This window comes from Paractinoplanes lichenicola, from assembly GCF_016785085.1.
Taxonomy (GTDB): Bacteria; Actinomycetota; Actinomycetes; order Mycobacteriales; family Micromonosporaceae; genus Actinoplanes; species Actinoplanes lichenicola.
In genome coordinates this window covers 47,885-70,364 of record NZ_JAENHO010000018.1, presented here as the reverse complement: position 1 = coordinate 70,364, position 22,480 = coordinate 47,885, and the positions used below count along the sequence as shown (strand labels likewise).

The 22,480-nt window shown below is 71.3% G+C and carries 22 protein-coding genes; 3 read left to right on the top strand and 19 right to left on the bottom strand.

Translation table 11 applies throughout. The features are described 5' to 3' along the window. Positions 1 to 123: 123 nt before the first annotated feature. A complete protein-coding gene (gene bldD, locus JKJ07_RS43985) occupies positions 124 to 612 on the top strand; it encodes a transcriptional regulator BldD (protein WP_020517563.1) in 489 nt (162 codons plus the stop codon). 480 nt (positions 613 to 1,092) lie between these two features. Here the strand turns inward: bldD and JKJ07_RS43980 are convergent, their stop codons facing one another. Beyond that, positions 1,093 to 1,584, bottom strand: a complete 492-nt coding sequence (locus JKJ07_RS43980) for an NUDIX hydrolase (protein WP_202997992.1) — start codon at positions 1,582 to 1,584, stop codon at positions 1,093 to 1,095. Positions 1,585 to 1,680: 96 nt separating this feature from the next. Between JKJ07_RS43980 and JKJ07_RS43975 the strand changes: the two genes are divergently transcribed. After that, positions 1,681 to 2,175 (top strand): GNAT family N-acetyltransferase, encoded by a 495-nt coding sequence (locus JKJ07_RS43975; RefSeq protein ID WP_202997991.1) that lies wholly within the window; start codon positions 1,681 to 1,683, stop codon positions 2,173 to 2,175. Positions 2,176 to 2,354: 179 nt separating this feature from the next. On the opposite strand, the gene nusB is transcribed toward JKJ07_RS43975, so the two are convergent. From nusB to aroB, 4 genes are all read right to left on the bottom strand, one after another. Further along, positions 2,355 to 2,765: a transcription antitermination factor NusB gene (nusB, locus tag JKJ07_RS43970; protein ID WP_202997990.1), complete on the bottom strand. Its 411-nt coding sequence runs from the start codon at positions 2,763 to 2,765 to the stop codon at positions 2,355 to 2,357. A gap of 25 nt (positions 2,766 to 2,790) precedes the next feature. Next, the gene (gene efp, locus JKJ07_RS43965; protein WP_184956334.1) at positions 2,791 to 3,348 is read right to left on the bottom strand and encodes an elongation factor P; all 558 of its coding nucleotides are present in this window, start codon (positions 3,346 to 3,348) and stop codon (positions 2,791 to 2,793) included. Between the two features lie 62 nt (positions 3,349 to 3,410). Next, a complete protein-coding gene (gene aroQ, locus JKJ07_RS43960; protein ID WP_202997989.1) occupies positions 3,411 to 3,845 on the bottom strand; it encodes a type II 3-dehydroquinate dehydratase in 435 nt (144 codons plus the stop codon). Continuing rightward, positions 3,842 to 4,903, bottom strand: coding sequence for a 3-dehydroquinate synthase (gene aroB / locus JKJ07_RS43955; RefSeq protein WP_438871499.1), 1,062 nt, complete (start codon positions 4,901 to 4,903; stop codon positions 3,842 to 3,844). Before aroB ends, aroQ begins: the two co-directional genes overlap by 4 nt. Before the next feature lie 68 nt (positions 4,904 to 4,971). Here aroB and JKJ07_RS43950 point away from each other — a divergent pair, with 68 nt between their 5' ends. Further along, on the top strand, positions 4,972 to 5,688 hold the full coding sequence (locus JKJ07_RS43950; RefSeq protein WP_202997987.1) for a Clp protease N-terminal domain-containing protein: 717 nt from the start codon (positions 4,972 to 4,974) through the stop codon (positions 5,686 to 5,688). Here the strand turns inward: JKJ07_RS43950 and JKJ07_RS43945 are convergent. The 14 genes from JKJ07_RS43945 to aspS form a co-directional block, all read right to left on the bottom strand. Further along, complete coding sequence (locus tag JKJ07_RS43945) at positions 5,685 to 6,188, bottom strand: shikimate kinase (RefSeq protein WP_202997986.1); 504 nt, start codon at positions 6,186 to 6,188, stop codon at positions 5,685 to 5,687. The genes JKJ07_RS43950 and JKJ07_RS43945 overlap by 4 nt on opposite strands. Next, positions 6,188 to 7,366 carry a chorismate synthase gene (gene aroC / locus JKJ07_RS43940; RefSeq protein WP_202997985.1) on the bottom strand — a complete coding sequence of 393 codons (1,179 nt, stop codon included), beginning with the start codon at positions 7,364 to 7,366 and terminating at the stop codon, positions 6,188 to 6,190. Before aroC ends, JKJ07_RS43945 begins: the two co-directional genes overlap by 1 nt. Positions 7,367 to 7,400: 34 nt before the next feature. Then, the gene (locus tag JKJ07_RS43935) at positions 7,401 to 8,237 is read right to left on the bottom strand and encodes a shikimate dehydrogenase (RefSeq protein ID WP_307834752.1); all 837 of its coding nucleotides are present in this window, start codon (positions 8,235 to 8,237) and stop codon (positions 7,401 to 7,403) included. Between the two features lie 12 nt (positions 8,238 to 8,249). Beyond that, positions 8,250 to 9,449 (bottom strand): endolytic transglycosylase MltG, encoded by a 1,200-nt coding sequence (gene mltG / locus JKJ07_RS43930; RefSeq protein WP_202997984.1) that lies wholly within the window; start codon positions 9,447 to 9,449, stop codon positions 8,250 to 8,252. Continuing rightward, complete coding sequence (gene ruvX, locus JKJ07_RS43925) at positions 9,446 to 9,904, bottom strand: Holliday junction resolvase RuvX (RefSeq protein WP_202997983.1); 459 nt, start codon at positions 9,902 to 9,904, stop codon at positions 9,446 to 9,448. The genes mltG and ruvX overlap by 4 nt, the downstream gene beginning before the upstream one ends. Before the next feature lie 23 nt (positions 9,905 to 9,927). Continuing rightward, entirely contained in the window at positions 9,928 to 12,612 is a 2,685-nt protein-coding gene (gene alaS / locus JKJ07_RS43920; protein ID WP_202997982.1) for an alanine--tRNA ligase, read from the bottom strand. Further along, entirely contained in the window at positions 12,609 to 12,884 is a 276-nt protein-coding gene (locus tag JKJ07_RS43915; protein ID WP_202997981.1) for a hypothetical protein, read from the bottom strand. The genes alaS and JKJ07_RS43915 overlap by 4 nt, the downstream gene beginning before the upstream one ends. Positions 12,885 to 12,909: 25 nt before the next feature. Continuing rightward, positions 12,910 to 13,362: a DUF948 domain-containing protein gene (locus JKJ07_RS43910; protein ID WP_202997980.1), complete on the bottom strand. Its 453-nt coding sequence runs from the start codon at positions 13,360 to 13,362 to the stop codon at positions 12,910 to 12,912. A 76-nt stretch (positions 13,363 to 13,438) separates the two neighbouring features. After that, a complete protein-coding gene (locus tag JKJ07_RS43905; protein ID WP_202997979.1) occupies positions 13,439 to 15,103 on the bottom strand; it encodes a hypothetical protein in 1,665 nt (554 codons plus the stop codon). Between the two features lie 2,084 nt (positions 15,104 to 17,187). After that, on the bottom strand, positions 17,188 to 18,849 hold the full coding sequence (locus JKJ07_RS43900; protein WP_202997978.1) for a replication-associated recombination protein A: 1,662 nt from the start codon (positions 18,847 to 18,849) through the stop codon (positions 17,188 to 17,190). 98 nt (positions 18,850 to 18,947) lie between these two features. Then, positions 18,948 to 19,166: a hypothetical protein gene (locus JKJ07_RS43895; RefSeq protein WP_202997977.1), complete on the bottom strand. Its 219-nt coding sequence runs from the start codon at positions 19,164 to 19,166 to the stop codon at positions 18,948 to 18,950. A gap of 66 nt (positions 19,167 to 19,232) precedes the next feature. Beyond that, a complete protein-coding gene (locus tag JKJ07_RS43890) occupies positions 19,233 to 19,721 on the bottom strand; it encodes a GyrI-like domain-containing protein (protein WP_202997976.1) in 489 nt (162 codons plus the stop codon). Positions 19,722 to 19,758: 37 nt separating this feature from the next. Beyond that, entirely contained in the window at positions 19,759 to 20,553 is a 795-nt protein-coding gene (locus JKJ07_RS43885; protein WP_202997975.1) for an SDR family oxidoreductase, read from the bottom strand. Between the two features lie 89 nt (positions 20,554 to 20,642). Next, positions 20,643 to 22,445 carry an aspartate--tRNA ligase gene (aspS, locus tag JKJ07_RS43880; protein WP_202997974.1) on the bottom strand — a complete coding sequence of 601 codons (1,803 nt, stop codon included), beginning with the start codon at positions 22,443 to 22,445 and terminating at the stop codon, positions 20,643 to 20,645. Between the last annotated feature and the right edge of the window lie 35 nt (positions 22,446 to 22,480).

The window sequence follows — 22,480 nt, the reverse complement described above, 5'->3', positions numbered from 1 at the left end:
CCCGCGTAGGTGCGACTCATAGGTAACCGACACTTGACCAGGGGTCGCAAACTCCGTACCGTCACGCTGCGTAGCGATCGCCGAGGGGAACCCTCGGGGCCAGCACAGTGGGAGTGTTCTTCAATGCCGTCTGAGTATGCCAAGTCGCTGGGTGCGCGCCTGCGCTCCATCCGGCAGCAGCAGGGCCTGTCCCTGCAGGGTGTGGAAGAGAAGTCGAACGGCCGGTGGAAGGCCGTCGTGGTGGGCTCGTACGAGCGCGGCGACCGTGCCGTCACCGTCTCGCGCCTCGCCGAGCTGGCCGACTTCTACCGGGTGCCCGTCTCGGAGCTGCTGCCCGACGGCAGCGGTGTCCGGCTCGAGGCCACCAACAAGATCGTGCTCGACCTCGAGAAGCTCTACGACACCACCGGCGAGGACCTCGCCTACGTCGCCCGTTACGCCCGCGCCATCCAGCAGCAGCGTGGCGACTACAACGGCCGCGTCCTCTCCATCCGCGCCGACGACCTGCGGGCGCTGGCCATCGTGTACGACATCTCGCCGTCGGGCCTGATCGAGCGCCTGACCGAGCAGGGCGTTCTCGTGGCCGACCCCCGGGCCTTCTTCGCCAGCTAGTCCGCTTCACAACCGGCCCCCAACCGGTCACATCCCCCATCCTCGACCACGCCGAATCCACCATCGGCGCGAGTCCCGAGCCCGAAAAGCCCGCTGTTTCATTAGCGGGCTTTTTCGCTTTCCAGGATCAACTTCATCCCGTACGAGTCGTGGCTCCCACAAACGCATTCGCGGTAGCCCCCGGCGTGCCGGCGACCTGGGTGCGACACCGGGCCATAGGGCCCGCACGTGATGTTCCCGGTGGTACAGCAACGAACACAGCCGACATCACTGATCGTGTCGGCCGCGTTTACGATGATCAACTTTGCCGCCGGAATTTGCGCGATCAGTGATGACGGCGCCGCACACGGTCAGTTTTTTCGCGCTACCTGACCAGCCACTTGAGTGATCACCCGCCGCACACACCCCACCCGGCCCGCCCGCGTCCATCTGCCGCACATGTGGCAGGCCCGCGCCCAGCCGGGCCGCCGGCGAGCCCGATCAGCCGGCGTGGTGCCAAGGCAGTTCGACGAGCCGTGCCGACGGCCGCCCGGCCACGAGTTCGGTGAGCAATTCACCCAGCCGGAACGGGTAGACGGTCTCGTCCGTGATCATCAGGTCCGCGGCCGACCACCACCGGAATCCCGCATAGTGCTTTCGTTCCAGCTCCGTGTGCCCGCTGGTGTCCACCTCGTGCCGGTCGACGCGGTGCACGAAGAAGTCGTCCCGGAACAGGCCCTTCGCGAACGTGAGATCGGCATACCCGGTGGTGAACGCGACCGCCCGCAGCTCGCGCGGCCGGACCGTGAGCCCGACCTCCTCGCGCAGCTCGCGGGCCGCGGCCGGCCTGAGTCGTTCCCACCACTTCACGCCGCCGCCCGGGGTGAACCACGCGAACCCGGGCTCGGACAGCAACGCCGACCGCAGCAGCAACACCCGATCCTCGGCATCGATCAGCAGGACGCGGGCCGAGCGACGGGCATAGCGAGGCATGACCACACCCTACGACGCCCATCGATGACCGGAACGTGACCGTTCCCGGGCCGGCGGGCACGAAAAACAGGTGGACAGGGCTGGCAGGCTGTCGGCATGTCGATCGAGATCCGCCCGCTGACCGAGAGCGACCTACCCGCTGTAGTCGAGTTCTCCCTACGCGCCTGGGCCCCGGTGTTCGCGTCGTTCGAGCAGGTGCTGGGCCGGCGGATCTTCGAGCGGATCTATCCCGACTGGCGCCGGATCCAGGCCGAGGCGGTCGAGCAGACGTGCCGCGAGCTGACCGAAACCACATGGGTCGCTGTCGAGAACGGTCAGCCGCTGGGTTTCGTCGCCGTGGTGCATCACCGCGAACAACCGAGCGAGCCGAACAGCGCCGAGATCGAGATGATCGCCGTCGACCCGGCCGCCCAGCGCCGCGGCATCGCCCGCGCACTGACCGAGTTCGCCCTGGAACACATGCGTCAGGAGGGCTTCGAACTGGCCATCGTCGCCACCGGCGGAGACCCCGGTCACGCTCCCGCTCGGGCGGCCTACGAACAGGCCGGCTTCACCGCACTCCCGCTGGTCCGCTACTACCAAGTGTTGTAAGGAACACCATCGGCAACATCACGTGCGGGCGCTACGGCCCGGTGTTGCACCCAGGTCGCCGGCACGCCCAGAGCCGCCCCACCTGCGGTTGCCGGAGCCGACGACTCGTACGGGATGAGGTTGATCTTAGAAGCGCAAGAGGCTCCGACCGTAAGCAACGGTCGGAGCCTCAAACCGAACTATCGCGTGGCGAACTCGGCGATTCGACCCAGGATGCCGTTGAGGAAGCGCGGGCTGTCGTCGGTCGACATCGTCTTGGCCAGCTCGACCGCCTCGGTGATCGCGACCGGGTCGTCGATCTCGGGGACGTAGAGCAGCTCGTAGACCGCGATCCGGGCCAGGTTGCGGTCGACCACTGGCATGCGGTCGATCGTCCAGCCCTCCGCGTAGCTGGCGATCAGCTCGTCGATGCGGTCGAGATGCTCGGCCACGCCCTCGACCAGGCCGACCGCATACTCCAGGTGGTCGGGATGCGGCTTGGCGATCCGCTCGAGGTAGGTCGCCAGCACCTGCCGGGGCGGCAGGTCGCGCAGGTCGGCCTCGTAGAGCACGTCGAGGGCCCGCTTGCGCGCCTTGCGACGCGCGGGCATCTGCGTCTTGGGACCTTCCGACATCTCAGGAACGACCGAGGTAACGGCCGTCGCGGGTGTCGACCTTGATCTTCTCACCGGTGGTGATGAACAGCGGCACGTTGACCGTGGCGCCGGTCTCGACCGTGGCCGGCTTGGTGCCGCCGGTGGAGCGGTCGCCCTGCAGGCCGGGCTCGGTGTAGGTGACCTCGAGGAAGACGCTGGTCGGAAGCTCGATGTAGAGCGGGACGCCCTCGTGCAGCGCGACCGTGGCCTCGGCCTCGGGGAGCAGGTAGTTGGCGTTCTCGCCGACCGTGCCGCCCTGGACGGTGATCTGGTCGTACGTGTCCAGGTCCATGAAGACGAAGTCCTCGCCGTCCTGGTACAGGTATTGCATCGTGCGCTTGTCGACCGTGGCGGTCTCGACCTTGGTGCCGGCGTTGAACGTCTTGTCGACGACCTTGCCGGAGAGCACGTTCTTGAGCGTGGTGCGCACGAACGCCCCGCCCTTACCCGGCTTCACGTGCTGGAACTCGACGACCGACCAGAGGTCGCCGTCGAGGTTGAGCACCAGGCCGTTCTTGAGGTCGTTCGTGGAAGCCATGTTGTCTGCAAACCCTCTGAGTTATGAAAGAACCATCGGTGACCGACCGAGTTTACCGGCGCTTATGCGTTCCCGGCGAATCGGGCCAGGTGCGTCAACGCCAGGCGGTACCCATCGATTCCGAGCCCCGCGATGACACCGGTGGCGACGGCCGAGATGACCGAATGATGCCGGAACTCCTCGCGCGTGTGGATGTTGGAGATGTGCACCTCGACGAGCCGTCCGCGCAGCATGGACGCGGCGTCCCGGATCGCGATGTTGTAGTGGCTCCAGGCGGCCGGATTGAGCACCACGTCGGCGCCCTCGTCGGCGGCATCGTGCAGCCACTTGATCATTTCGTGCTCGGCGTCGGTCTGGCGCACCTCGACCTCGACGCCGAGCTCGGCGCCCGTCCCGAGGCAGAGCCGCTCGAGGTCGGCGAACGTCGTGGAGCCGTAGATCTCGGGCTCGCGGGTGCCCAGCCGGCCCAGGTTCGGCCCGTTCAGCACGTAGATCATCGGGCCACCTCCGCGTACGCCCGCTCCAGCAGCGCCTCGTCCGGTCCGGCCAGGATGCCGGGCTTGGCCAGCTCGTCGAGCACGACGAAGCGCAACGTGGCCGCCCGGGCCTTCTTGTCGACGCGCATCGCGCTCAGCAGCTCGGGCCACGCTTCGGGCGCGTACGACGTGGGCAGGCCGACCAGCGACAGGATCGCGCGGTGCCTCTCGAAGACGTCGACCGGCAGCCGCCCGGACAGATGCGACAAAGCCGACGCGAAGATCAGCCCGACGGAGACGGCATGGCCGTGCTTCCAGGTGTATTTCTCGCGCTTCTCGATCGCGTGGCCCAGCGTGTGCCCGTAGTTGAGGATCTCGCGCAGCCCCGACTCCTTGAGGTCGACGCCGACCACCTCGGCCTTGACCCGGATCGCCCGCTCGACCAGCTCGCGCAGCACCGGCGACTCGGGGTCGACGACGGCGGCCGGGTCACCCTCGATCAGGTCGAGGATCGCCGGGTCGGCGATGAACCCGCACTTGATCACCTCGGCCAGGCCGGCCAGCAGGTCGTCGGCGGGCAGGGTGCCCAGCGCGTCGAGGTCGCAGAGCACGCCGGCCGGCGGGTGGAAGGCGCCGACCAGATTTTTGCCGGCGGCGATGTTGACCCCGGTCTTGCCGCCGACCGCCGCGTCGACCATGCCGAGCAGCGACGTCGAGCAGGGCACCCAGCGCACGCCGCGCAGCCAGCCCGCGGCCACGAAGCCGGCCAGGTCGGTCACGGCGCCGCCGCCGACCCCGACCACCACATCCGTACGGGTGAAGTTGTTGTCGCCCAGTTTGTCCCAGCACATGGCGGCGACCTCGACGGTCTTGCCGCGCTCGGCGTCGGGCACCTCGATCAGCAGGGCCGGCACCCCGGCCGCCTCGGCGATCTGCTCGGCCCGTGCGCGCAGGGGCGCCGAGAACAGCACCGCCGCCTGGGCCGCGCCTTCGATCAGCGCCGGCAGCTCATCCTCGAGCGCCCGGCCGACAAGCACGTCGTACGGACGGTCACCACTCACCTGAATCCGTGTCACCACGGCGGTCACCCTATCGGCGCGGAAATGGGGTTATATCTTTCTACCCCCACAGGGGTTACAAAGACCTCATGCCGAAAATCAACGTGTACCTTCCCGACGATCTGGCCGAGTCCGTCCGTGAGAGCGGCATCCCGGTCTCGGCCATCTGCCAGCGGGCCCTGGAGCAGGCGGTGCAGCGGGTGACCACGATTCGCGCGGCCATCCTCGACGATCTGTCGGCCGACGATCTGAGCCAGCGCCTGCAGTCCTTCACGGCCCGCATGGTCACCGTGCTGACGCTGGCGGCCGAACGAGCGCGCGAGGCCGGCGCCCCTTCGGTGTCGACGGGCGACCTGCTGCACGGCGTGCTGGCCGAGGGCAACAATCTGGCGCTGCAGATCCTGACCGCGATCGACGTCGCGCCGGCCTCCCTCACCGCACCCGCCGGCCCCGAACCGGGGGGCGCGAGCGAGGGGTTGCGGTTCAGCCGGCCCGCGGCGATCGCGCTGGAGCAGGCGGTGGCCGAGGCGATCGGTTTCGGACACAACTACGTGGGCTGCGAGCACCTGCTGGTCGCCCTGGCCGCCGAGCCCGACGGCGCCGCGGGCAAGCTGCTGCGCGAGCGCGGCGCCGACGCCAAGGCGACCCGCCGCGCGGTCGGGGTGGCCCTGGCCGGCTATGCCCACCTGCGGGCCAACATCAGCCAACCCGGCGCGCCCGGCCCGGCTGCCCTCCTGACCGCGGTCCGCGCCGAGATCGCCCCGCTGATCGCCCGCATCGAGCGGCTGGAGGCCAACGCGAGCTAGCGCTGCAACAGCGCGGCGGCCTCGGTCGCGATATCGTCGGGCTCGCGCCCGTCCGTCTTGATCGTGTGCGTGGCCACCTCGGCGTAGAGCGGGCGGCGCTGGTCGAGCAGGTATTTCAGGGTGGCGCGGGGGTTGATGGCCAGCAGGGGCCGGCCCGCGCCGAGGCCCACCCGCTTGACCGCGTCGCTCAGCTCGACCGACAGATAGACCACCGTCTGCTTGCGCAGCAGCTCGCGGGTGCCCGCGTCGAGGATCGCGCCGCCGCCCAGGGCCAGCACGCCGTCGTACGACTCGAGCGCCGTGGCTATGACCGAGCGTTCGAGCGCACGGAACGCCTCTTCCCCGTCGTCGATGAAGATCTCGGGGATCGGCTTGCCCGCCTCCACTTCGATGATCGCGTCGGCGTCGGCGAACGGGACCCCCAGCAGCCGGGCGACCGCGGCGCCGATGGTCGACTTGCCGGCGCCGGGGGCGCCCACGAATACGGCCCGCGGCGCCATCAGCGGATGACCAGGTTGTCGAGGTAGCCCTGCAGGTTGCGGCGGATCTCGCCGACCGAGTCGCCGCCGAACTTCTCGACCGCGGCCTCGGCCAGCACCAGCGCGACCATCGCCTCGGCCACGATCGCGCCGGCCGGCACGGCTACCACGTCGGAGCGCTGGTTGATCGCCGTGGCGGGCTCGCCGGTGGTGACGTCGATCGTCTGCAGCGCGCGGTTGAGCGACGAGATCGGCTTGAGCGCGGCCCGCACCCGCAGCGGCTCGCCGTTGGTGATGCCACCCTCGAGGCCGCCGGCCCGGTCGGTGACCCGCTTGACGCCGTCGTCGGTGGGGACGATCTCGTCGTGGGCCACCGAGCCGCGCGAGCGGGCCTGGGTGAAGCCGTCGCCGATCTCGACGCCCTTGACCGATTGGATCGACATGAGGGCGGCGGCCAGGCGCGAGTCGAGCTTGCGGTCCCACTGCACATGCGAGCCCAGACCCGGCGGTACGCCGTAGGCCAGCACCTCAACGATGCCGCCCAGGGTGTCGGCGTCGCTCTTGGCCGCGTCGACCTCGGCCACCATGCGCGCGCTGGCCTCGGGGTCGAGGCAGCGCAGCGGGTCGGCGTCGATGCGGTCGAAATCGGACGGCGTGGGGATGAGGCCGGTCTTGGCCGCGACCGAGCCGAGCTCGATCACGTGCGAGACGATCTCGATGCCGAGCGCCTGCTTGATCAGGGCCTTGGCCACCACGCCGACGGCGACGCGGGCGGCCGTCTCGCGGGCGCTGGCCCGTTCGAGGATCGGGCGGGCGTCGGTGTGCGCGTATTTCTGCATGCCGGCCAGGTCGGCGTGGCCGGGCCGGGGGCGGGTCAGCGGCGCGTTGCGGGCCTGCGCGGCGAGCTCCTCGGGGGCGACCGGGTCGGCCGCCATCACCGTCTCCCACTTGGGCCACTCGGAGTTCGCCACCCGGATGGCGACCGGGCTGCCCAGCGTGAGCCCGTGCCGGATGCCTCCGATGATCTCGACGACGTCCTGCTCGAACTTCATGCGGGCGCCGCGGCCGTAACCGAGCCGTCGGCGCGCGAGATCGCGCCCGATCTCGGTGCTCGTCACCTCGATCCCGGAGGGGACCCCCTCGAGGAGCGCGACGAGTGCCGGACCATGCGATTCACCTGCGGTTAGCCAGCGCAACACGGGACACAGTCTGGCATGGTCCGCTTGAGCGGCGCTAACGGGCCGCCGCAGCGGCGAGCAGGGCCGACCGCATCGCCTCTTCCGGGGCCGGAGTGACCCCGGTGAACTGCTCGAACTGGCTCAGCGCCTGCGCCAGCAAAAGGTCAAGACCCGACAGCACCCGTACGCCATGGGCCAGCGCGTCGGCGGCGAGGGGTGTCGGCCACGGGTCGTAGATCGCGTCGAAGAGCACCGTCCCGTCTCGCCATGCCACCCGGCCGGCCAGGTGGTCGGCCGCGCCCTTGGGCACCGTGGAGATCACGGCGTCGGCCTGCATCATCTCGAGCCCGGCCTCCCACGATCCGCCCAGCATCGTGATGCCGAGCGCCGCCGCGGCCGGGGCCAGCTCGGTCAGCGCGTCCGGCCGGCGGGTCACGACCGTCACCGCCGAGGCGCCGAGCTGGGTGGCGGCGGCCAGGGCGGCGCGCGCCGTGCCACCGCCGCCGAGCACGGTGACCGTCGGCGCGGGCTTGAGGCCGGCGTCGCGCAGCACGCGCACCATGCCCGCCACGTCCGTGTTGTCGGCGTGCCAGCTGCCGTCGTCCCGCCGTACGAGGGTGTTGGCGGCGCCGATCGCCACCGCGACCGGGGTCGCCACCGCGGCCAGGCGCAGGCCCTCCTCCTTGAGCGGCATGGTCAGCGACAGCCCGGCCCACTCGGGGCCGAGCCCGCCGACCAGGGCGGCCAGGTCGGCCTCGGCGCACTCGAAGGACGAATAGGCCCAGCCGGAGAGGCCCGCCGCCGCGAAGCCGGCATTGTGGATCACCGGCGACAACGAGTGGGCGATCGGCCGGCCGCACACGGCGGCGCGGTGGGACGGGGTCGCGGTCACGCCGACAGGCTACTAACGGTTCGCACAGTTCAGGTTGATGCCGTTCGCGCACGCCTTGTCGATGTTCTTCTCGTGCTCGGCGTCGGTGACGGCGAAGGCCGAGTTGCCCGCCTTGTCGACGGCCACGAAGAACAGCCACGGGCCGGCCGCGGGCTTCATCGCGCCCTCGAGTGCCGCCCGGCCCGGGTTGTCGATCGGGCCCGGCGTGAGGCCGGCCTGGCTCACCGAGTTGTACGGGTTCTTGGGGTCGTTGAGCTCCTGCGGCGAGAGCTGACCGGAGTGCTTGGCCGCGCTGCCCTTGAGCTGCAACCAGTAGTTCGCGGTGACGTCGAACTGCAGCGGCATGGCCGGTTGCTGCTTGTACGTACGGTTGTAGGCGACCCGGGCGATCTTGGGCAGGTCTTTGGCCACGCCGGACTCGGCCTCGGCCAGCGACGCCACGATCAGCGCCTCGAACGGCGAGACCGACAGGTTCTTCTGCACGGTGTCGACGAAGCCGAGCTCGGTGACCGTGTCGTTGAAGCGCCCGATCATCACCTCGAGGATCGCCTTGGCGTCCATCTTGGGGTCGAACTCGTACGTGTCGGGGAAGAGGAAGCCCTCGACCGTCTTCTTGGCCGCCTTGCCGTCCCGCCGGTTGAACCAGAACTCGGGCACGCCCAGGCCGATGGGGTCCTTCGCCGCTTGCACGAAGTCGTCTTCCGGGATCTTTGTGGCCTTCGAGAGCAGAGCGAACGTCTGCATCATCGTCAGGCCCTCGCGGAAGGTGAGGCCCTTGGTGACCCGTGTCTTGGGGTCGAGCAGCAGGGTCACGGCGCTCTCGGCCGACATCTGCTTCTTCATGTTGTAGGTGCCGGACTGGATGTTCTTGCCCTTGGGGTTCGCATCCGCCGCGTTCACGAAGGCCTTGGTGCTCTTGACGACGTCGACGTCGACCAGCGCGTTGCCGATGTCGGTGAGGGTCGCGTTCTTCTCGATGGTCACCTGGATGGGGTCGCCACCCGCGCCGTCGTAGTCGGCGGCCGTGAAGAAGTCCTTGACCTTGTTGTAGCCGAAGTAGACGCCGCCGCCGAGGGCGGCCAGCAGGACAAAAGCCATGACGAAGGCGATGCCGGACTTGCCGGAGCTCTTCTTGCCGCCCCGGCCCCGGCGGTGCCGGGGTTTCGTCTTGTCGGCGTGCTCGTCGAACGCCAGATCCAGCTCGTCGATCATCTCTGCCTCCGCTGCGCGTCCAGCCAGCTCTGCAGGATCTCCACCGCGGCCGCCTGGTCGACGACCGCCCGCTGGCGCTTCCCTCGGACGCCACGCTCGGCAAGCCTACGGGTTGCGACCACCGTCGACATCCTCTCGTCCGCAAAGGCAACCGGAACCTCACCGGCCGAAGCCGCCAGTCGCCCAGCGTACGCACGAATGTCGATGGCGGCAGGTCCCTCGGCCCCGTTCAGGCGAACCGGGAGCCCCACCACGATCTGCACCACCTCGTGTTCCCCCACGAGGCGGACGAGCTCAGCTATGTCGCTAGGCACGGCATCATCTGCCGCACCCATGTCACGGGGCACCGTGACCAGGGGGGTGGCCAGGATCCCGTCAGGGTCGCTGATCGCGACCCCGACGCGCACCTTACCGACATCGACGCCCAGTCGCCTACCCCGCGACAGCGCGCTCATCCGGCCACCCTCCGTAGTCTCAGCTATGCAGCGGCGTCTCCTACTGCCTTCTCGACCGCCGCCAAAAGTACCGGCACCTGGTCGGCCGGCACGCCACCACCCTGGGCCAGGTCGGCGTTGCCGCCACCCCGGCCGGACAGCGCGCCCTTGACCAGATCGGCCGCGGCGAGCCCGCGATCCTTGGCCGCGCCGTTGATCGCGACGATCAGCGACGCCTTGCCGTTGGACCGGGCCGCCACCGCGACGACCGCGGGCCGCACCGCATCGATCTTGCCGCGGATCTCCTGGGCCAGCGTACGCACGTCGTTGCCGGCCGCGCCCTCGGGAGCCTCGGTGCCGACGAAGGCCACCCCGCGCAGATCCTTGGCCTGGGCCGCGAGCGTGCCCGCGCCGCCCAGCACCATCTGCGCGCGCATCTTCTCGAGCTCCTTCTCGGCGTCGCGCAGCGCGGTCACCGTCTGCTCGACCCGCTCGGCGACCTGGTCGCCCGGCACCCGGAACATCTCGGCCAGCCGCGCCACGAGCAGGTGCTCCTTGGCCAGGAAGCCGAACGCGTCGATGCCGACGAGCGCCTCGACCCGGCGCACGCCGGAGCCGATCGACGACTCGTTGAGGATCTTCACCAGGCCCAGCTGACCCGACCGCGCCACGTGCGTGCCACCACAAAGCTCACGCGCGTAGTCGCCGACTTCAACCACTCGGACCTCGTCGCCGTACTTCTCTCCGAACAGCGCCATCGCGCCCAACCGGCGCGCCTCGGACTGGGAGGTGACGAACGCGTGAACTTCCAGGTCGCGCAGCAGCACCTCGTTGACCTGCTGCTCGACGTCGTGCAGCACCGCGGGCGAGACGGCCCCCGGCGTGTTGAAGTCGAAGCGCAGCCGGCCCGGCGCGTTGAGCGAGCCGGCCTGGGTCGCCGACTCGCCGAGGAACGCGCGCATCGTCTGGTGGATCAGGTGGGTCGCGGTGTGCGACCGCGAGATCGCCTTGCGCCGGGTCACGTCGATCTCGGCCTCGGCCGCCTCACCCGTACGCACCTCGCCGCGGATCACCCGCGCCTTGTGCACGATCAGGCCCGGCAGCGGCTGCTGCACGTCGACGATCTCGAGCTGGCCGCCGCCGACCTTGATCACGCCGGTGTCGGCCTGCTGGCCACCGCCCTCGGCGTAGAACGGCGTGGTGTCGAGCACCAGCTCGACGAAGTCACCCTCGCCGGCCACCTCGACCGCGCCGCCGCCACCGATCAGCGCCCGCACCCGCGACTCGCGCGTGACCTCCTGATAACCGGTGAACTCGACCGGGCCGCCCAGATCCAAAGCGTTCCGGTACGCACTGAGGTCGGCGTGACCCGTCTTGCGCGCGGCCGCGTCCGCCTTCGCGCGGGCCCGCTGGTCGGCCATCAGCCGCCGGAAACCGTCCTGGTCGACCTCGAGGCCCTGCTCCTGCGCGATCTCCAGGGTCAGGTCGATCGGGAAGCCGTACGTGTCGTGCAGCTGGAACGCCTGGTCGCCGCTGAGCGCCTTGCCACCCTTGGCCCGCGTGTCGCTGATCGCCGTGTCGAGGATCGTCGTGCCCGCCCGCAGCGTGGACAGGAACGCGTCCTCCTCGGCATACGCGTACGTGGAGATCCGGCCGAACTCCTCGGCCAGCTCGGGATACGACGGGGCCATGCAGTCGCGCGCCACCGGCAGCAGCTCGGGCAGCGCCGGCGCCTGCCAGCCGAGCAGGCGGATGGCCCGGATCGCGCGGCGCATGATCCGGCGCAGCACGTAACCCCGGCCCTCGTTGCTGGGCGTGACGCCGTCGCCGATCAGCATCAGCGCGGTGCGCACGTGGTCGGCGATCACCCGCAGCCGTACGTCGTCGGGGTGGGACTCGCCCGCGACGTGACCCGACTTCGCGCCGTACTGCTTGCCGGTCATCTCGGCCGCGCGGGCCAGGATCGGGTTGACCTCGTCGATCTCGTACAGGTTGTCGACGCCCTGCAGGATCGACGCGACGCGCTCGAGGCCCATGCCGGTGTCGATGTTCTGCTTGGGCAGGTCACCGACGACCGTGAACTCCGACTTCGACTTCACGTCGGTGATCTCGTACTGCATGAAGACCAGGTTCCAGAACTCCATGAACCGGTCCTCGTCGACCTCGGGGCCGCCGTCCTTGCCGTACTCGGGGCCCCGGTCGTAGAACAGCTCGGAGCACGGGCCGGCCGGGCCCGGGATGCCCATCGACCAGTAGTTGTCCTTCTTGCCGCGGCGCACGATCCGCGACTCGGGGACCCCGATCGCCTTCCAATACCCGTACGCCTCGTCGTCGTCGAGATAGACGGTCGGCCAGATGCGCTCCGGGTCGAGGCCGAAGCCGCCCTGCTCGACCGGGTTGGTCGACAGCTCCCAGGCGAGCTTGATCGCGCCCTCTTTGAAGTAGTCGCCGAACGAGAAGTTGCCGTTCATCTGGAAGAACGTGCCGTGCCGCGACGTCTTGCCGACCTCGTCGATGTCGGGCGTGCGGATGCACTTCTGCACGCTGACCGCGCGCGGGAAGGGCGGGGTGCGCTGGCCCAGGAAGTAGGGCACGAATTGCACCATGCCGGCGTTGATGAACAGCAGGTTGGGGTCGTCGATAGCGGGCAGCGGGGCACTCGGCACGACCGTGTGCCCGTTGGCCTCGAAATGCGCCAGATAGCGCCGCTTGATCTCCGCCGTCTTCATCGCTTCCCCTCCTGGCCGTCCTGGCCGTCCTCGTCCTCGGAGACGTACAGCTCACCCTCGGCGAACGCCTTGTTGATCTGTTCCTCGCGTTCGGCCGCGTTGACGCGCACGTCCTCCACGAAGCTACGCACCGACTCGACCAGGCCGCCAGCGGATTGCGACAGCGAGGTGGCGATGCCGGTAGGGGTGAACTCGTTCGCCTTCTGAGTGAGCTTGCGAACGACGATGGCGCCGACGGCGAGGCCGACGCCCAGCCAGAGCAGCCGCTTCATGGCGGGTTGGTTCCCTTCTTTTCGATTAGCGGCGGGCTGCCTTGCGGCGCTGCTTCATGGTCTCGCGTACCTCGCGAGCCTCGTCGGCGTTGCGGCGAGCCTGGACGGTCTTGCGCAAGCCGTACCCGAACGAGGCCACCTTGACCAGCGGGTTGGCCGCGGCGGCGGCCACGACGGTGGACAGGTTGGCCACGTTGGCGGTGACGTGGGCGGCGTGCTCGGTGATCGTGTCGACCTTGCCGAGCTGCACGTTCACACCGTCCAAAGAGACCTGCACCTGACCGAGCGCGACGTTCACGCCACGGACGGTCTCGTTGACATCGGTCAGCAGCGGGCCGGTGCGGTCGGTCACGTCGTTGATGGCCCTGGTCGCGGCGTCGACCGTGCGCCCCAGCTTGAGCAGCGGAACGGCGAGCACGATGACGAGCATCAGAAAGGCGCCCGCCGCGATCAGGCCTGCAATTTCTCCGGCGTCCATCAGGCGCGTCTCCCTCAAAAAGTCACGGGTGGGCGGGTCAACGTGCAGACCCTACCGTCCGTGACCACAGCCCGCGTCACGACGCTGTGGGTGTCGGCTCCAAGAGAGGATCGAGATCGGAGATGACCGGCTCCGGCGTCTCCCCGGTGAACGGGCTCTTCTCGGGATCCACCTTGCCCCGGGTGTCGGCGATCGCGGTCTGCACCTTGATGCTGACGTTCGAGCCGTTGCACGAGCCCGGAGCCGGCGGGGTCGGGGCCACCGAGCCCGCGACGGCCGGGTCGTTCGCGGTCACCTGGTCGACCTGGCAGTCCGGCGGGCTCACCTGCAGATCCAGTGTGAACTCGTCCCGCTTGAAGCAGGTGTACGTGCTCTCAGCCGGGTTGACGGCCTGCTCCGGGCAGTCGGCGACCTTCCAGGGCTGCCACCCGGCCGCGGTCAGGGCCGACGTGTAGGCCGCGGTGGTCTCCTTGAACGGCCGCTGCGAGTCGGCGGTGCGCTCGCGGAACGTGCACTCCTCGAAGCACCACTGGCTGCCGAACTGCTGGTCGTCGACCTTCTGCTCGGCCCACGAGGGCACGTTCAGCGAGTCGAGCGAGCCGAAGACGGGGTCGTTGCCGGCCGCGCGCAGCCCGAAGAACACGGGCAGCACCATCAGGACGACCACCGCGAGGGACACCAGCGTCACGACGCGCAGCCGCCGCTGCGACTTGAGCTGCTCCCGAATGCCGTTGAGACCGCCCGCGGCCGCCGGCTCGTCGACTTCGCCGGGCGGCAGCGCGGCGGCCGCCTTGGCCCCGACCACCGGGGACGCGCCGGGCAACGGCCCGCCACCGGTCTCGACGACCACCCGGCCGGGCGCGGCGGCCCGGGCCTTGGCTGCTCCCGCGGCCACACCGGCGGCGCCACGCACGCTCGCGCTGCCCTTCGGGGCCTCGGGCGGAACGGCGGCCCCACGCGCAGGTCGCACCGGGGCAGCGCCGAGCGCGCCCTCCGGGCCCCGAACCGACGCCGAACCATGGGCGCCGCCGTCGGCGTCGGCCAGGCTCGCCGCCCCGCGGGCACCACGCAGCGAGGCCGCACCGTGCGCGCCGCTGTCCGCGTCGTCGCCGCCGGCCTGATCGACCCGGGCCCGGCCACGCCCACCATGCACGTCGCCGCTGTCGGCGTCGTCCACGCCGGCCTGATCCACCCGGGCCCGGCCACGCCCACCATGCACGTCGCCGCTGTCGGCCTCGTCCACGCCGAACCGGCCCCGTGCGCCACGCACATCGCCGCTGTCGTCCACGCCGAACCGGCCGCGACCGCCGCGACCGTTGTCGGCGTCGTCCAGGCTGGCGGACCTGTGCCCGCCCCGGACGGGGGCCACGCCGCTGCTGGCATCGTCCAGGGCCGGGCCGCGTGCGCCACGCACCGGGGCGGCGCCGACGGAAGCGGCACCACTGGCCACGGCGGCTCCCGCGATCCCGCCCACGACGGCGGCGCCTGCGGCTCCCCGCGCGGGGCCTCCGGGAGCGTTCGGATTGCGGCCGGGGGCACCCAGAGCGTTGGGGTTGCGGCCGCCGGGGCCGTTCGGGTTGCGGCCGGGGGCACCTGGGGCGTTCGGGTTGCGGCCGCCGCGCACGGCGCCCGTCGACTGACCCGGCTCGAGCTGCGGCTGCCCGGGGACGGCCTGAGCCTGCGAGAGCTGCCCGTACTCCCCCGGCACCTGATCGGCGTCGCCCCGCGGCGGGGGCGGCACATTCTGCGCCCGCGAAAGCTGGCCGAACTCACCCGGAGCCTGGCTCCGCGGCGCCTGACCGTAATCACCTGGGGTCTGGCCTCGCGGTGGCTGACCGTATTCACCCGGGGCCTGCCCCTGCGGCTGGCCGTACTCGCCCGGGGCCTGTCCCTGCGACGGCGGCCCGTAGACGTTCTGCCCGGGTGAGACCGGCCCGGCCGGCATACGGCCGTAGACGTTCTGCGAGGGCTGGCCCGGCGACACCGGTCCAGCCGGCGACGAAACTTGACCGGGGGGAACGGCCCGGCCCCGGCCCTGCGGCTGTCCTGGGCCCTGCGCGCCCGGCCCTTGTGCACCTGGGCCCGGCTGACCAGGCCCCGGCTGCTGTCCGCCACGGGCCGGAATCCGCCCGGAAGCGTCACCAGGACGCGGAACCACTCCGGACGTCTGCCCGGCCATGGCACCGGCCCGCCCCGGAACGGCGGGGGCCCGCACACCCTCGCGCCCCGGCACCACCGGCGGCACGACGGCCGCGGCCCGCACCGGCCCGGTGCCCGGATTGGCCGCGGGGAAGCTGCCCGTGTGCCCGGACATGCCCGGCCCACGCCCGCCCTGCTGCGGATTGTTGCCCTGGGCACGCCCCTGAGGCCCGCCCGGCCCGGGAGCTCCCGGCTGCCCCGGCGCTCCGCCACGCCCCGGCGCCCCGGGACCGCCCTGCGGCCCAGGCTCCTGCGAACCCGGACCGTGGGAACCAGGACCTTGCACTCCGGGGCCGGCACCCTGAGGCCCGGGACCCTGAGGCCCGGGACCCTGAGGCCCGGGACCATGCGCCCCGCCCTGAGGCCCGGGACCTTGCGGCCCGTCCTGGGGACCGTAACCCTGCGGTCCGCGGGAACCAGGGCCCTGTGCCCCGCCCCCTGGCGGACCGCCGTGGAGTCCGCCGCCCTGGGGGACACCCTGAGCGGGACCGCCGTGGCGCGGGATGTTCTGGCTGCTGCTGCCTGGTTCGGGTGCGCCCGGTCGAGGCCCCTGAGCAGGCACGTTGCCCCGCCCGGTCCGTCGGCTGCGCTCCCCCGGCTCGGCGCCGCCGCCGTGCCGTCCGGTGCGCTCGCCCGGCGCCTCGTCCGCACCGCGACCGTGCCGGCCGGTGCTCTGCCCCGGCCCGTCGGCCCCTGGATAGGCCCCGGATCCGGCCTGCCCGGGCGCACCGGAAACCGGCCGTCCAGCCCCGCCGTACTGCCCCGGCGCCGATCCGCGCCCACCGAAGCCCACACCGTCCGGCGCACCCGAGACCGGCCGCCCGGCCCCGCCGTAACCGTCCGGTGAGCCCGAGACGGGCCGTGAAGAGCCGGCCTCGCCGTAACCGGCGCCGGATACCGGACGGCCCGACGGAGCGCCGTCGGGGCGGAAGCGGTCGCGGCCGCGAGTGGGCCCACCGGGAGAAACCGGGCGTGAGGCCGGAGACACCGGGCGTACGGGGGGAACCTCGGGCGCGTTGCCCGAGAGCGGAACCATTGAGCCCGCGTCGGGCGTGCGAGGTTCGACATCGCGTCGCCCGGGTGCCGCCGCGCGGCCGTACTGCTGCCCGCCGGGAGCCGGGTTGCCATAGCCCGGACCGTCCTGCGCCGGGGTGCCGTATTGCTGTCCGCCCGGCGCGACACCCTGCGGCGGCACTCCCGCGCGGCCCGGAGATGCGGGCGCCGGCCGCGCACCCGAGGTCTGCCCCGGACCAGGGCCGGGCGCCGGCGCCTGCGGCGGGATGGCCCCCGACCGCTGGCCGGGCCGGCCGTTGTCGACCGGGAACTCGCCGCTGCCGGACTGCCAGCCCGGGGCGGCCAGGTCGTCGTCCGGCTTGTCGTCGGGGCCGGGGGCGACCCGGCCCGACTTGCTGTAGCGGGTCTCGCCGGCGAGGGTGCCGGGGCCGATCGCGGAGCGCTGCTGCTTGGCCGTGCGCAGGTCGTCGAGCCAGCCCGTCTCCTCCTGGGCGACCGGCTCGTCCTCGATCGGCTCCTGTCGCCCGCGGCCGAAGCGGCGCCCCTTGCGCCCGCCGGCCTGCTCGTTGCGCAGGTCAGCGTCGTCGTCGGGCCGATCGGCACCGCGCGGGGTCACGGCTGTTCCTCTCCGGCGGCTGGGCCGCTTTCGTCTGGCGTCGTCCCGTCCCGCTCGGTTGCCGCGGGCGGACGGGCGAGACTACCAGTCCCATCTGTGGACACGCTCCCATCGGAGTCGCCCCCGGAGTCAGTGGCGGCCGTCGATGCGGACTCGCCCGGCTCCGGATCAGCGCCGACGGGGATCTCGGTCTTTTCCGGTGTGATGTTGGCAGCAGGGGTCAAGGTCGCACCACCCGCCGCCCGGCTGGTCCCGGCCACCGAAGCGTCCCCCGTACGCGGTGTAGCCGCGCGACCACGCACGATGCGCCGCAGCCGGGGGACCCGTTCGCCGATCGCCCGTTCGGCGCCGTGGTCGGTCGGTTGGTAATACTCCGCGTCCGCCAGATCGTCGGGCAGATACTGCTGAGTTACCACCCCGCGAGGGTCGTCGTGCGGATAGCGATAACCTCGGCCGTGCCCTAATCCGCGCGCGCCGGGGTAGTGCGCGTCACGTAGTGCGGACGGCACCGCTCCCCCGCGCCCGGCCCGCACGTCGGCCATGGCCGCCCCGATCGCGGTGGTGGCGCTGTTGCTCTTGGGGGCGGTGGCCATGTGGATCACGGCCTGGGCCAGGTTGAGCCCCGCCTCGGGCAGCCCGATCAACTGGACGGCCGAGGCCGCGGCGGTGGCCACGAGCAGCGCCTGCGGGTCGGCCATGCCGATGTCCTCGCTGGCGAAGATGACGATGCGCCGGGCGATGAACCGCGGGTCCTCGCCGGCCACGAGCATGCGGGCCAGCCAGTGCAGGGCCGCGTCGGGGTCGCTGCCGCGCATGCTCTTGATGAACGCGCTGGTCACGTCGTAGTGCGCGTCGCCGTCCCGGTCGTAGCGCACGGCGGCCACGTCGACCGCCTTCTCCGCGGTCGCGAGGTCGATCTCCTTGACGCCCTGGGCCACGGCCGAGCCGGCGGCGGCCTCGAGGGCGGTCAGCGCCTTGCGCACGTCGCCGGAGGCCAGCCGTACGAGATGCTCCTCGGCCTCGGCGGAGAGGGTGACCTCGCCGCCCAGCCCGCGCTCATCGGTCACCGCCCGGCGCAGCAGGCCGCGGACGTTGTCGTCGTCGAGCGCCTGCAGGGTGAGCAGCACGCAGCGGGACAGCAGGGGCGAGATGACCGAGAAGTACGGGTTCTCGGTCGTCGCGGCGAGCAGGGTGACCGTACGGTCCTCGACCGCGGCCAGCAGCGAGTCTTGCTGGGTCTTGCTGAAGCGGTGCACCTCGTCGATGAACAGCACCGTGGGCGGCCCGCCGTAGCGGCGCTCGCGGCGGGCCGTGTCGATCACCGCGCGCACGTCCTTGACGCCGGCCGAGAGCGCGCTCATGGCCACGAACTTGCGGTTGGTGGCGCCCGCGACGAGGTGGGCGATGGTGGTCTTGCCGGTGCCGGGCGGGCCCCACAGGATCACCGACATGGGGCTGGACCCGGTGACCAGCTGCCGCAGCGGGGCGCCGGGGGCGAGCAGGTGTTCCTGGCCGACCAGCTCGTCGAGGGTGGCGGGCCGCATCCGCACCGGCAGCGGCGAGTCGGCGGCGGGGGTGGTGAAGCCGGCGGCCGGTGCCGGGGCCTGCGGGACCCCGGGCTGCGCCACGGAGAAGAGGCCTTCAGCGGGTTCAGTCATCGGCAAAAACAGTACCGGCCCGCCGACAATGGTCGACGGGCCGGTTTCGAGCCGTGCCATGCGGGGCGCTGGTGGCTCGAGGGGGTGGTCTGCGGAGGTCAGCCGCGGCCGGGGCGACGGCCGTAGAAGCGGCGGCCCGAGGAGCCGCTGCCGGCGCGCGGTCCGCTGCCGACACCCGCGAGGTAGAGCGCGAGCAGCAGGAGGCCGAGCGAGGCCATGGTGGGGAAGTTGAAGAGGTCGGGGGCGCCGAGGTTGGTGTCGAGCAGGTCCAGCAGGAGCCAGACCCCGAAGACGACGGCGGCGGCGATGGCAAGCATTTATGTCCTCCGAGGGGGGTGAGAGCCTTGTCACGGCAGATACCCCGAAGGCCATCGAAACCAAACTCAGTCCGCGAGCTTGAAAAACAGGTCGGTACGCCATTTGTGCATGTCGGGTTCCTCGGCCGGGTTGCTCATCAGCACCTCGAGGCGGCAGCCCCACACCTCGCCGGTCGGGGTGGGGTGCATGTCGAACCGCAGGTCCTGCTCGCGGGCCCAGTCGAGCAGGCGGGCGGTGACCTGCATCAGCTCGTCGGGGTGGCCGATGTGGCTGACCGTCGCGTACCGGCCCGCGGGCAGCGACTCGACGAACATCGGCGGCCCGACCTCGACCGGGGCGGTGATCGGGATGCCGGCCTCGACGACCAGGTCGGCGGACATGTCGATCACGCGATAGCGGAAGAAGGGGGCGCCGGCCACGGGCACCCCGCGCTCGCCGAGCCGGGCGAACATCGTCGGCAGGTGATCGGCGACCCGCGCGAACTGGGTCATCGTGATGGTCTCGCGACGGCCCACGTACGGCTGTAATGCCAGCTCGACAATCTTCGGCTCCACCCGGTCAGTCTCACACGACCGGCGGGATCGGGCCGGGCTACACGATGGACGACACCGGCCGGAGCGAGGTCCGCAGCACCGAGCGGGCCAGCGAGATGTCGAGCCGCACGTCGAGCGGGCGCGGACCGAGCCCACCCTCGGCGCTGAGCCCGACCGGGAGCGCGTCAGCGTCGAGGCCCCGGGCGCGGGCGACCAGCCGGCCGAAGTCGGCCCGCGAGATCGCCTCGGGGCCGGCCACGTTGATGATGCCCGCGAACCGCGAGTCGGCCAGTTCGAGCAGCGCCGCGGCCAGGTCGGCGACGTGGACCGGGCAGCGGATCTCGTCGCTGAACAGCAGTCCGCGGTGCCCGTTGAGCAGGCCGAGCACGAACGACTCGTGCCCGCTGGTGTCGCCGCCGTAGATCAGGGACGTGCGCACGATGACCGCGGACGGGTCGATCGCGGCCACCGCCGTCTCGGCCGCCGCCTTGGCCGCGCCGTACAGGGAAACGGGGGTTGGCTCGTCGCTTTCGGTGTACGGCGTCGGTCGGCCCGCGTGCAGGGCGTCGGTGGAGACGTGCACGAGCCGGGCCCCGACCGCCACCGCCTCGGCGGCCACAGTGGCCGCCCCGTCCGCCTCGACCCGCCAGCCGCCCCGCGTGCTGTTGATCACAAGCTTGGGCCGTACGGCGGAGATGAGCGCCCGCACCGCCTTGCGATCGGTGATGTCGACCGGCACCCACCCACCCGCGACGGTGGTGGCTGTCCCCACCACCGCCTGGTCGGTGGCCATCGCCTGACGGGCCACTTCGGAGCCGAGGAAACCGGACGCGCCGACGATGAGTGTGCTCATGCCGCCGCCTCCGCTTCGCTACGGCGGAGGCCTGAGCCGGGCACTGTGCCTGATGATTCGCTCGCAAGCTCGCTCATGCTCTGATCAAATCAGTTTGAGCGCTCCACAGGAACAGCCTGGCCGTCGGTGCCGGGGGTGCCGGCCGCCGGCTTGGGCTTGGCGTCGATGCCCGCCTCGAGCCGCTGCTGCGTGGTGATCGGGGTGGGCGCCGTGGTCAGCGGGTCGTAGCCGCCGCGCGTCTTGGGGAACGCGATGACCTCGCGGATCGAGTCGTTGCCGGAGAGCAGCATGCAGGTGCGGTCCCAGCCGAGCGCGATGCCGGCGTGCGGCGGCGGGCCGTACTTGAAGGCCTCGAGCAGGAAGCCGAACTTGTCCTGCGCCTCCTCGGGCGAGATGCCGAGCAGGTCGAAGACCCGGCTCTGCACGTCGCCACGGTGGATACGGACGCTGCCGCCGCCGATCTCGTTGCCGTTGACGACGATGTCGTACGCGTAGGCCAGCGCCTGGTCGGGCGCCTCCTCGAAGCGGTCCACCCACTCGTTGTTGGGCGAGGTGAAGGGGTGGTGGACGGCCGTCCAGCCGCCCTCGTCGGTCTTCTCGAACATCGGGGCGTCGACGACCCAGCAGAACGCCCAGGCCGACTCGTCGATCAGGCCGGACCGCTTGGCGATCTCGATGCGGGCCGCGCCGAGCAGCTCCTGGGCCTCGCGGCGCTCGTTGGCGGCGGCGAAGAAGATCGCGTCACCCGGCTTGGCACCGACCTGATCGGCCAATCCAGACAAATGCTCAGACGACAGATTTTTCGCGACAGGCCCGCGGGCCTCGCCGGTCTCCGCGTCCAGCACGACATAAGCAAGGCCCCGGGCCCCCCGCGCCTTGGCCCAGTCCTGCCACCCGTCGAGTTCTTTGCGGGTCTGCGACGCGCCACCCGGCATGACGACCGCGCCGACATACCCTCCAGCGGCGATGGCGCCGGCGAACACCCGGAATTCCGTGCCGGTCAAGAACTGCGTGAGCTCGACCAGTTCGACGCCGTAGCGCAGGTCGGGCTTGTCGGAGCCGTAGCGGTTCATCGCGTCGGTCCACGTGATCCGCGGGATCGGCAGCTGCACCTGATAGTCGGCGAGCTCGCTCCACAGCCGGGAGACGATCTCCTCGCCGAGGGCGATGATGTCGTCCTGCGTGACGAACGACATCTCGATGTCGAGCTGGGTGAACTCGGGCTGCCGGTCGGCCCGGAAGTCCTCGTCGCGGTAGCAGCGGGCGATCTGGTAATACCGCTCCATGCCCGCCACCATCAGCAGCTGCTTGAACAGCTGGGGCGACTGGGGCAGGGCGTACCAGGTGCCGGGCTGAAGCCGTACGGGGACCAGGAAGTCACGCGCGCCCTCGGGAGTCGACCTCGTGAGGGTCGGCGTCTCGATCTCGTTGAAGTCGCGGGCGTGCAGCACCTCGCGGGCGATCTGGTTGGCCCGCGACCGCAGGCGCAGCGCCTTGGCCGGGCCGGAGCGCCGCAGGTCGAGGTAGCGATACTTCAGGCGCAGGTCGTCGGAGGCGGTGATCGCGTCGTCGACCGGCAGGGGCAGCGGCGCGGCCTCGGAGAGCACCGTCAGCTGCGACGCCACGACCTCGATCTCGCCGGTGGCCAGCTCGGGGTTGGCGTTGCCCTCGGGCCGCGCGTTGACCTCGCCCACCACGAGCACGCAGAACTCGTTGCGCAGCGCGTGCGCGTCCTCCTCGCGGAAGACCACCTGCACCACGCCCGAGGCGTCCCGCAGGTCGACGAAGATGACCCCGCCGTGGTCGCGCCGGCGGGCCACCCACCCGGCGAGCGTCACCGTCGTGCCGGCGTCGCTCGCGCGAAGAGTGCCGGCTTCATGGGTACGGATCACGGGAAGGTCTCCTCACAGCTGTCACGGGGCGCCTG

Excerpts from the sequence above, each read along its gene's own strand:
- aroQ (WP_202997989.1), bottom strand. The coding sequence starts at position 3,845 with ATGATCTACGTGCTGAACGGGCCGAACCTGGGCCGGCTGGGCACCCGC.
- bldD (WP_020517563.1), top strand. The coding sequence starts at position 124 with ATGCCGTCTGAGTATGCCAAGTCGCTGGGTGCGCGCCTGCGCTCCATC.
- JKJ07_RS43945 (WP_202997986.1), bottom strand. The coding sequence starts at position 6,188 with ATGGCGCCGCGGGCCGTATTCGTGGGCGCCCCCGGCGCCGGCAAGTCG.
- JKJ07_RS43895 (WP_202997977.1), bottom strand. The coding sequence starts at position 19,166 with ATGCTTGCCATCGCCGCCGCCGTCGTCTTCGGGGTCTGGCTCCTGCTG.
- JKJ07_RS43950 (WP_202997987.1), top strand. The coding sequence starts at position 4,972 with ATGCCGAAAATCAACGTGTACCTTCCCGACGATCTGGCCGAGTCCGTC.
- ruvX (WP_202997983.1), bottom strand. The coding sequence starts at position 9,904 with ATGAGCGCGCTGTCGCGGGGTAGGCGACTGGGCGTCGATGTCGGTAAG.
- alaS (WP_202997982.1), bottom strand. The coding sequence starts at position 12,612 with ATGAAGACGGCGGAGATCAAGCGGCGCTATCTGGCGCATTTCGAGGCC.
- JKJ07_RS43975 (WP_202997991.1), top strand. The coding sequence starts at position 1,681 with ATGTCGATCGAGATCCGCCCGCTGACCGAGAGCGACCTACCCGCTGTA.
- mltG (WP_202997984.1), bottom strand. The coding sequence starts at position 9,449 with ATGATCGACGAGCTGGATCTGGCGTTCGACGAGCACGCCGACAAGACG.
- JKJ07_RS43915 (WP_202997981.1), bottom strand. The coding sequence starts at position 12,884 with ATGAAGCGGCTGCTCTGGCTGGGCGTCGGCCTCGCCGTCGGCGCCATC.
- nusB (WP_202997990.1), bottom strand. The coding sequence starts at position 2,765 with ATGCCCGCGCGTCGCAAGGCGCGCAAGCGGGCCCTCGACGTGCTCTAC.
- JKJ07_RS43910 (WP_202997980.1), bottom strand. The coding sequence starts at position 13,362 with ATGGACGCCGGAGAAATTGCAGGCCTGATCGCGGCGGGCGCCTTTCTG.
- JKJ07_RS43885 (WP_202997975.1), bottom strand. The coding sequence starts at position 20,553 with ATGAGCACACTCATCGTCGGCGCGTCCGGTTTCCTCGGCTCCGAAGTG.
- JKJ07_RS43980 (WP_202997992.1), bottom strand. The coding sequence starts at position 1,584 with ATGCCTCGCTATGCCCGTCGCTCGGCCCGCGTCCTGCTGATCGATGCC.
- efp (WP_184956334.1), bottom strand. The coding sequence starts at position 3,348 with ATGGCTTCCACGAACGACCTCAAGAACGGCCTGGTGCTCAACCTCGAC.
- JKJ07_RS43900 (WP_202997978.1), bottom strand. The coding sequence starts at position 18,849 with ATGACTGAACCCGCTGAAGGCCTCTTCTCCGTGGCGCAGCCCGGGGTC.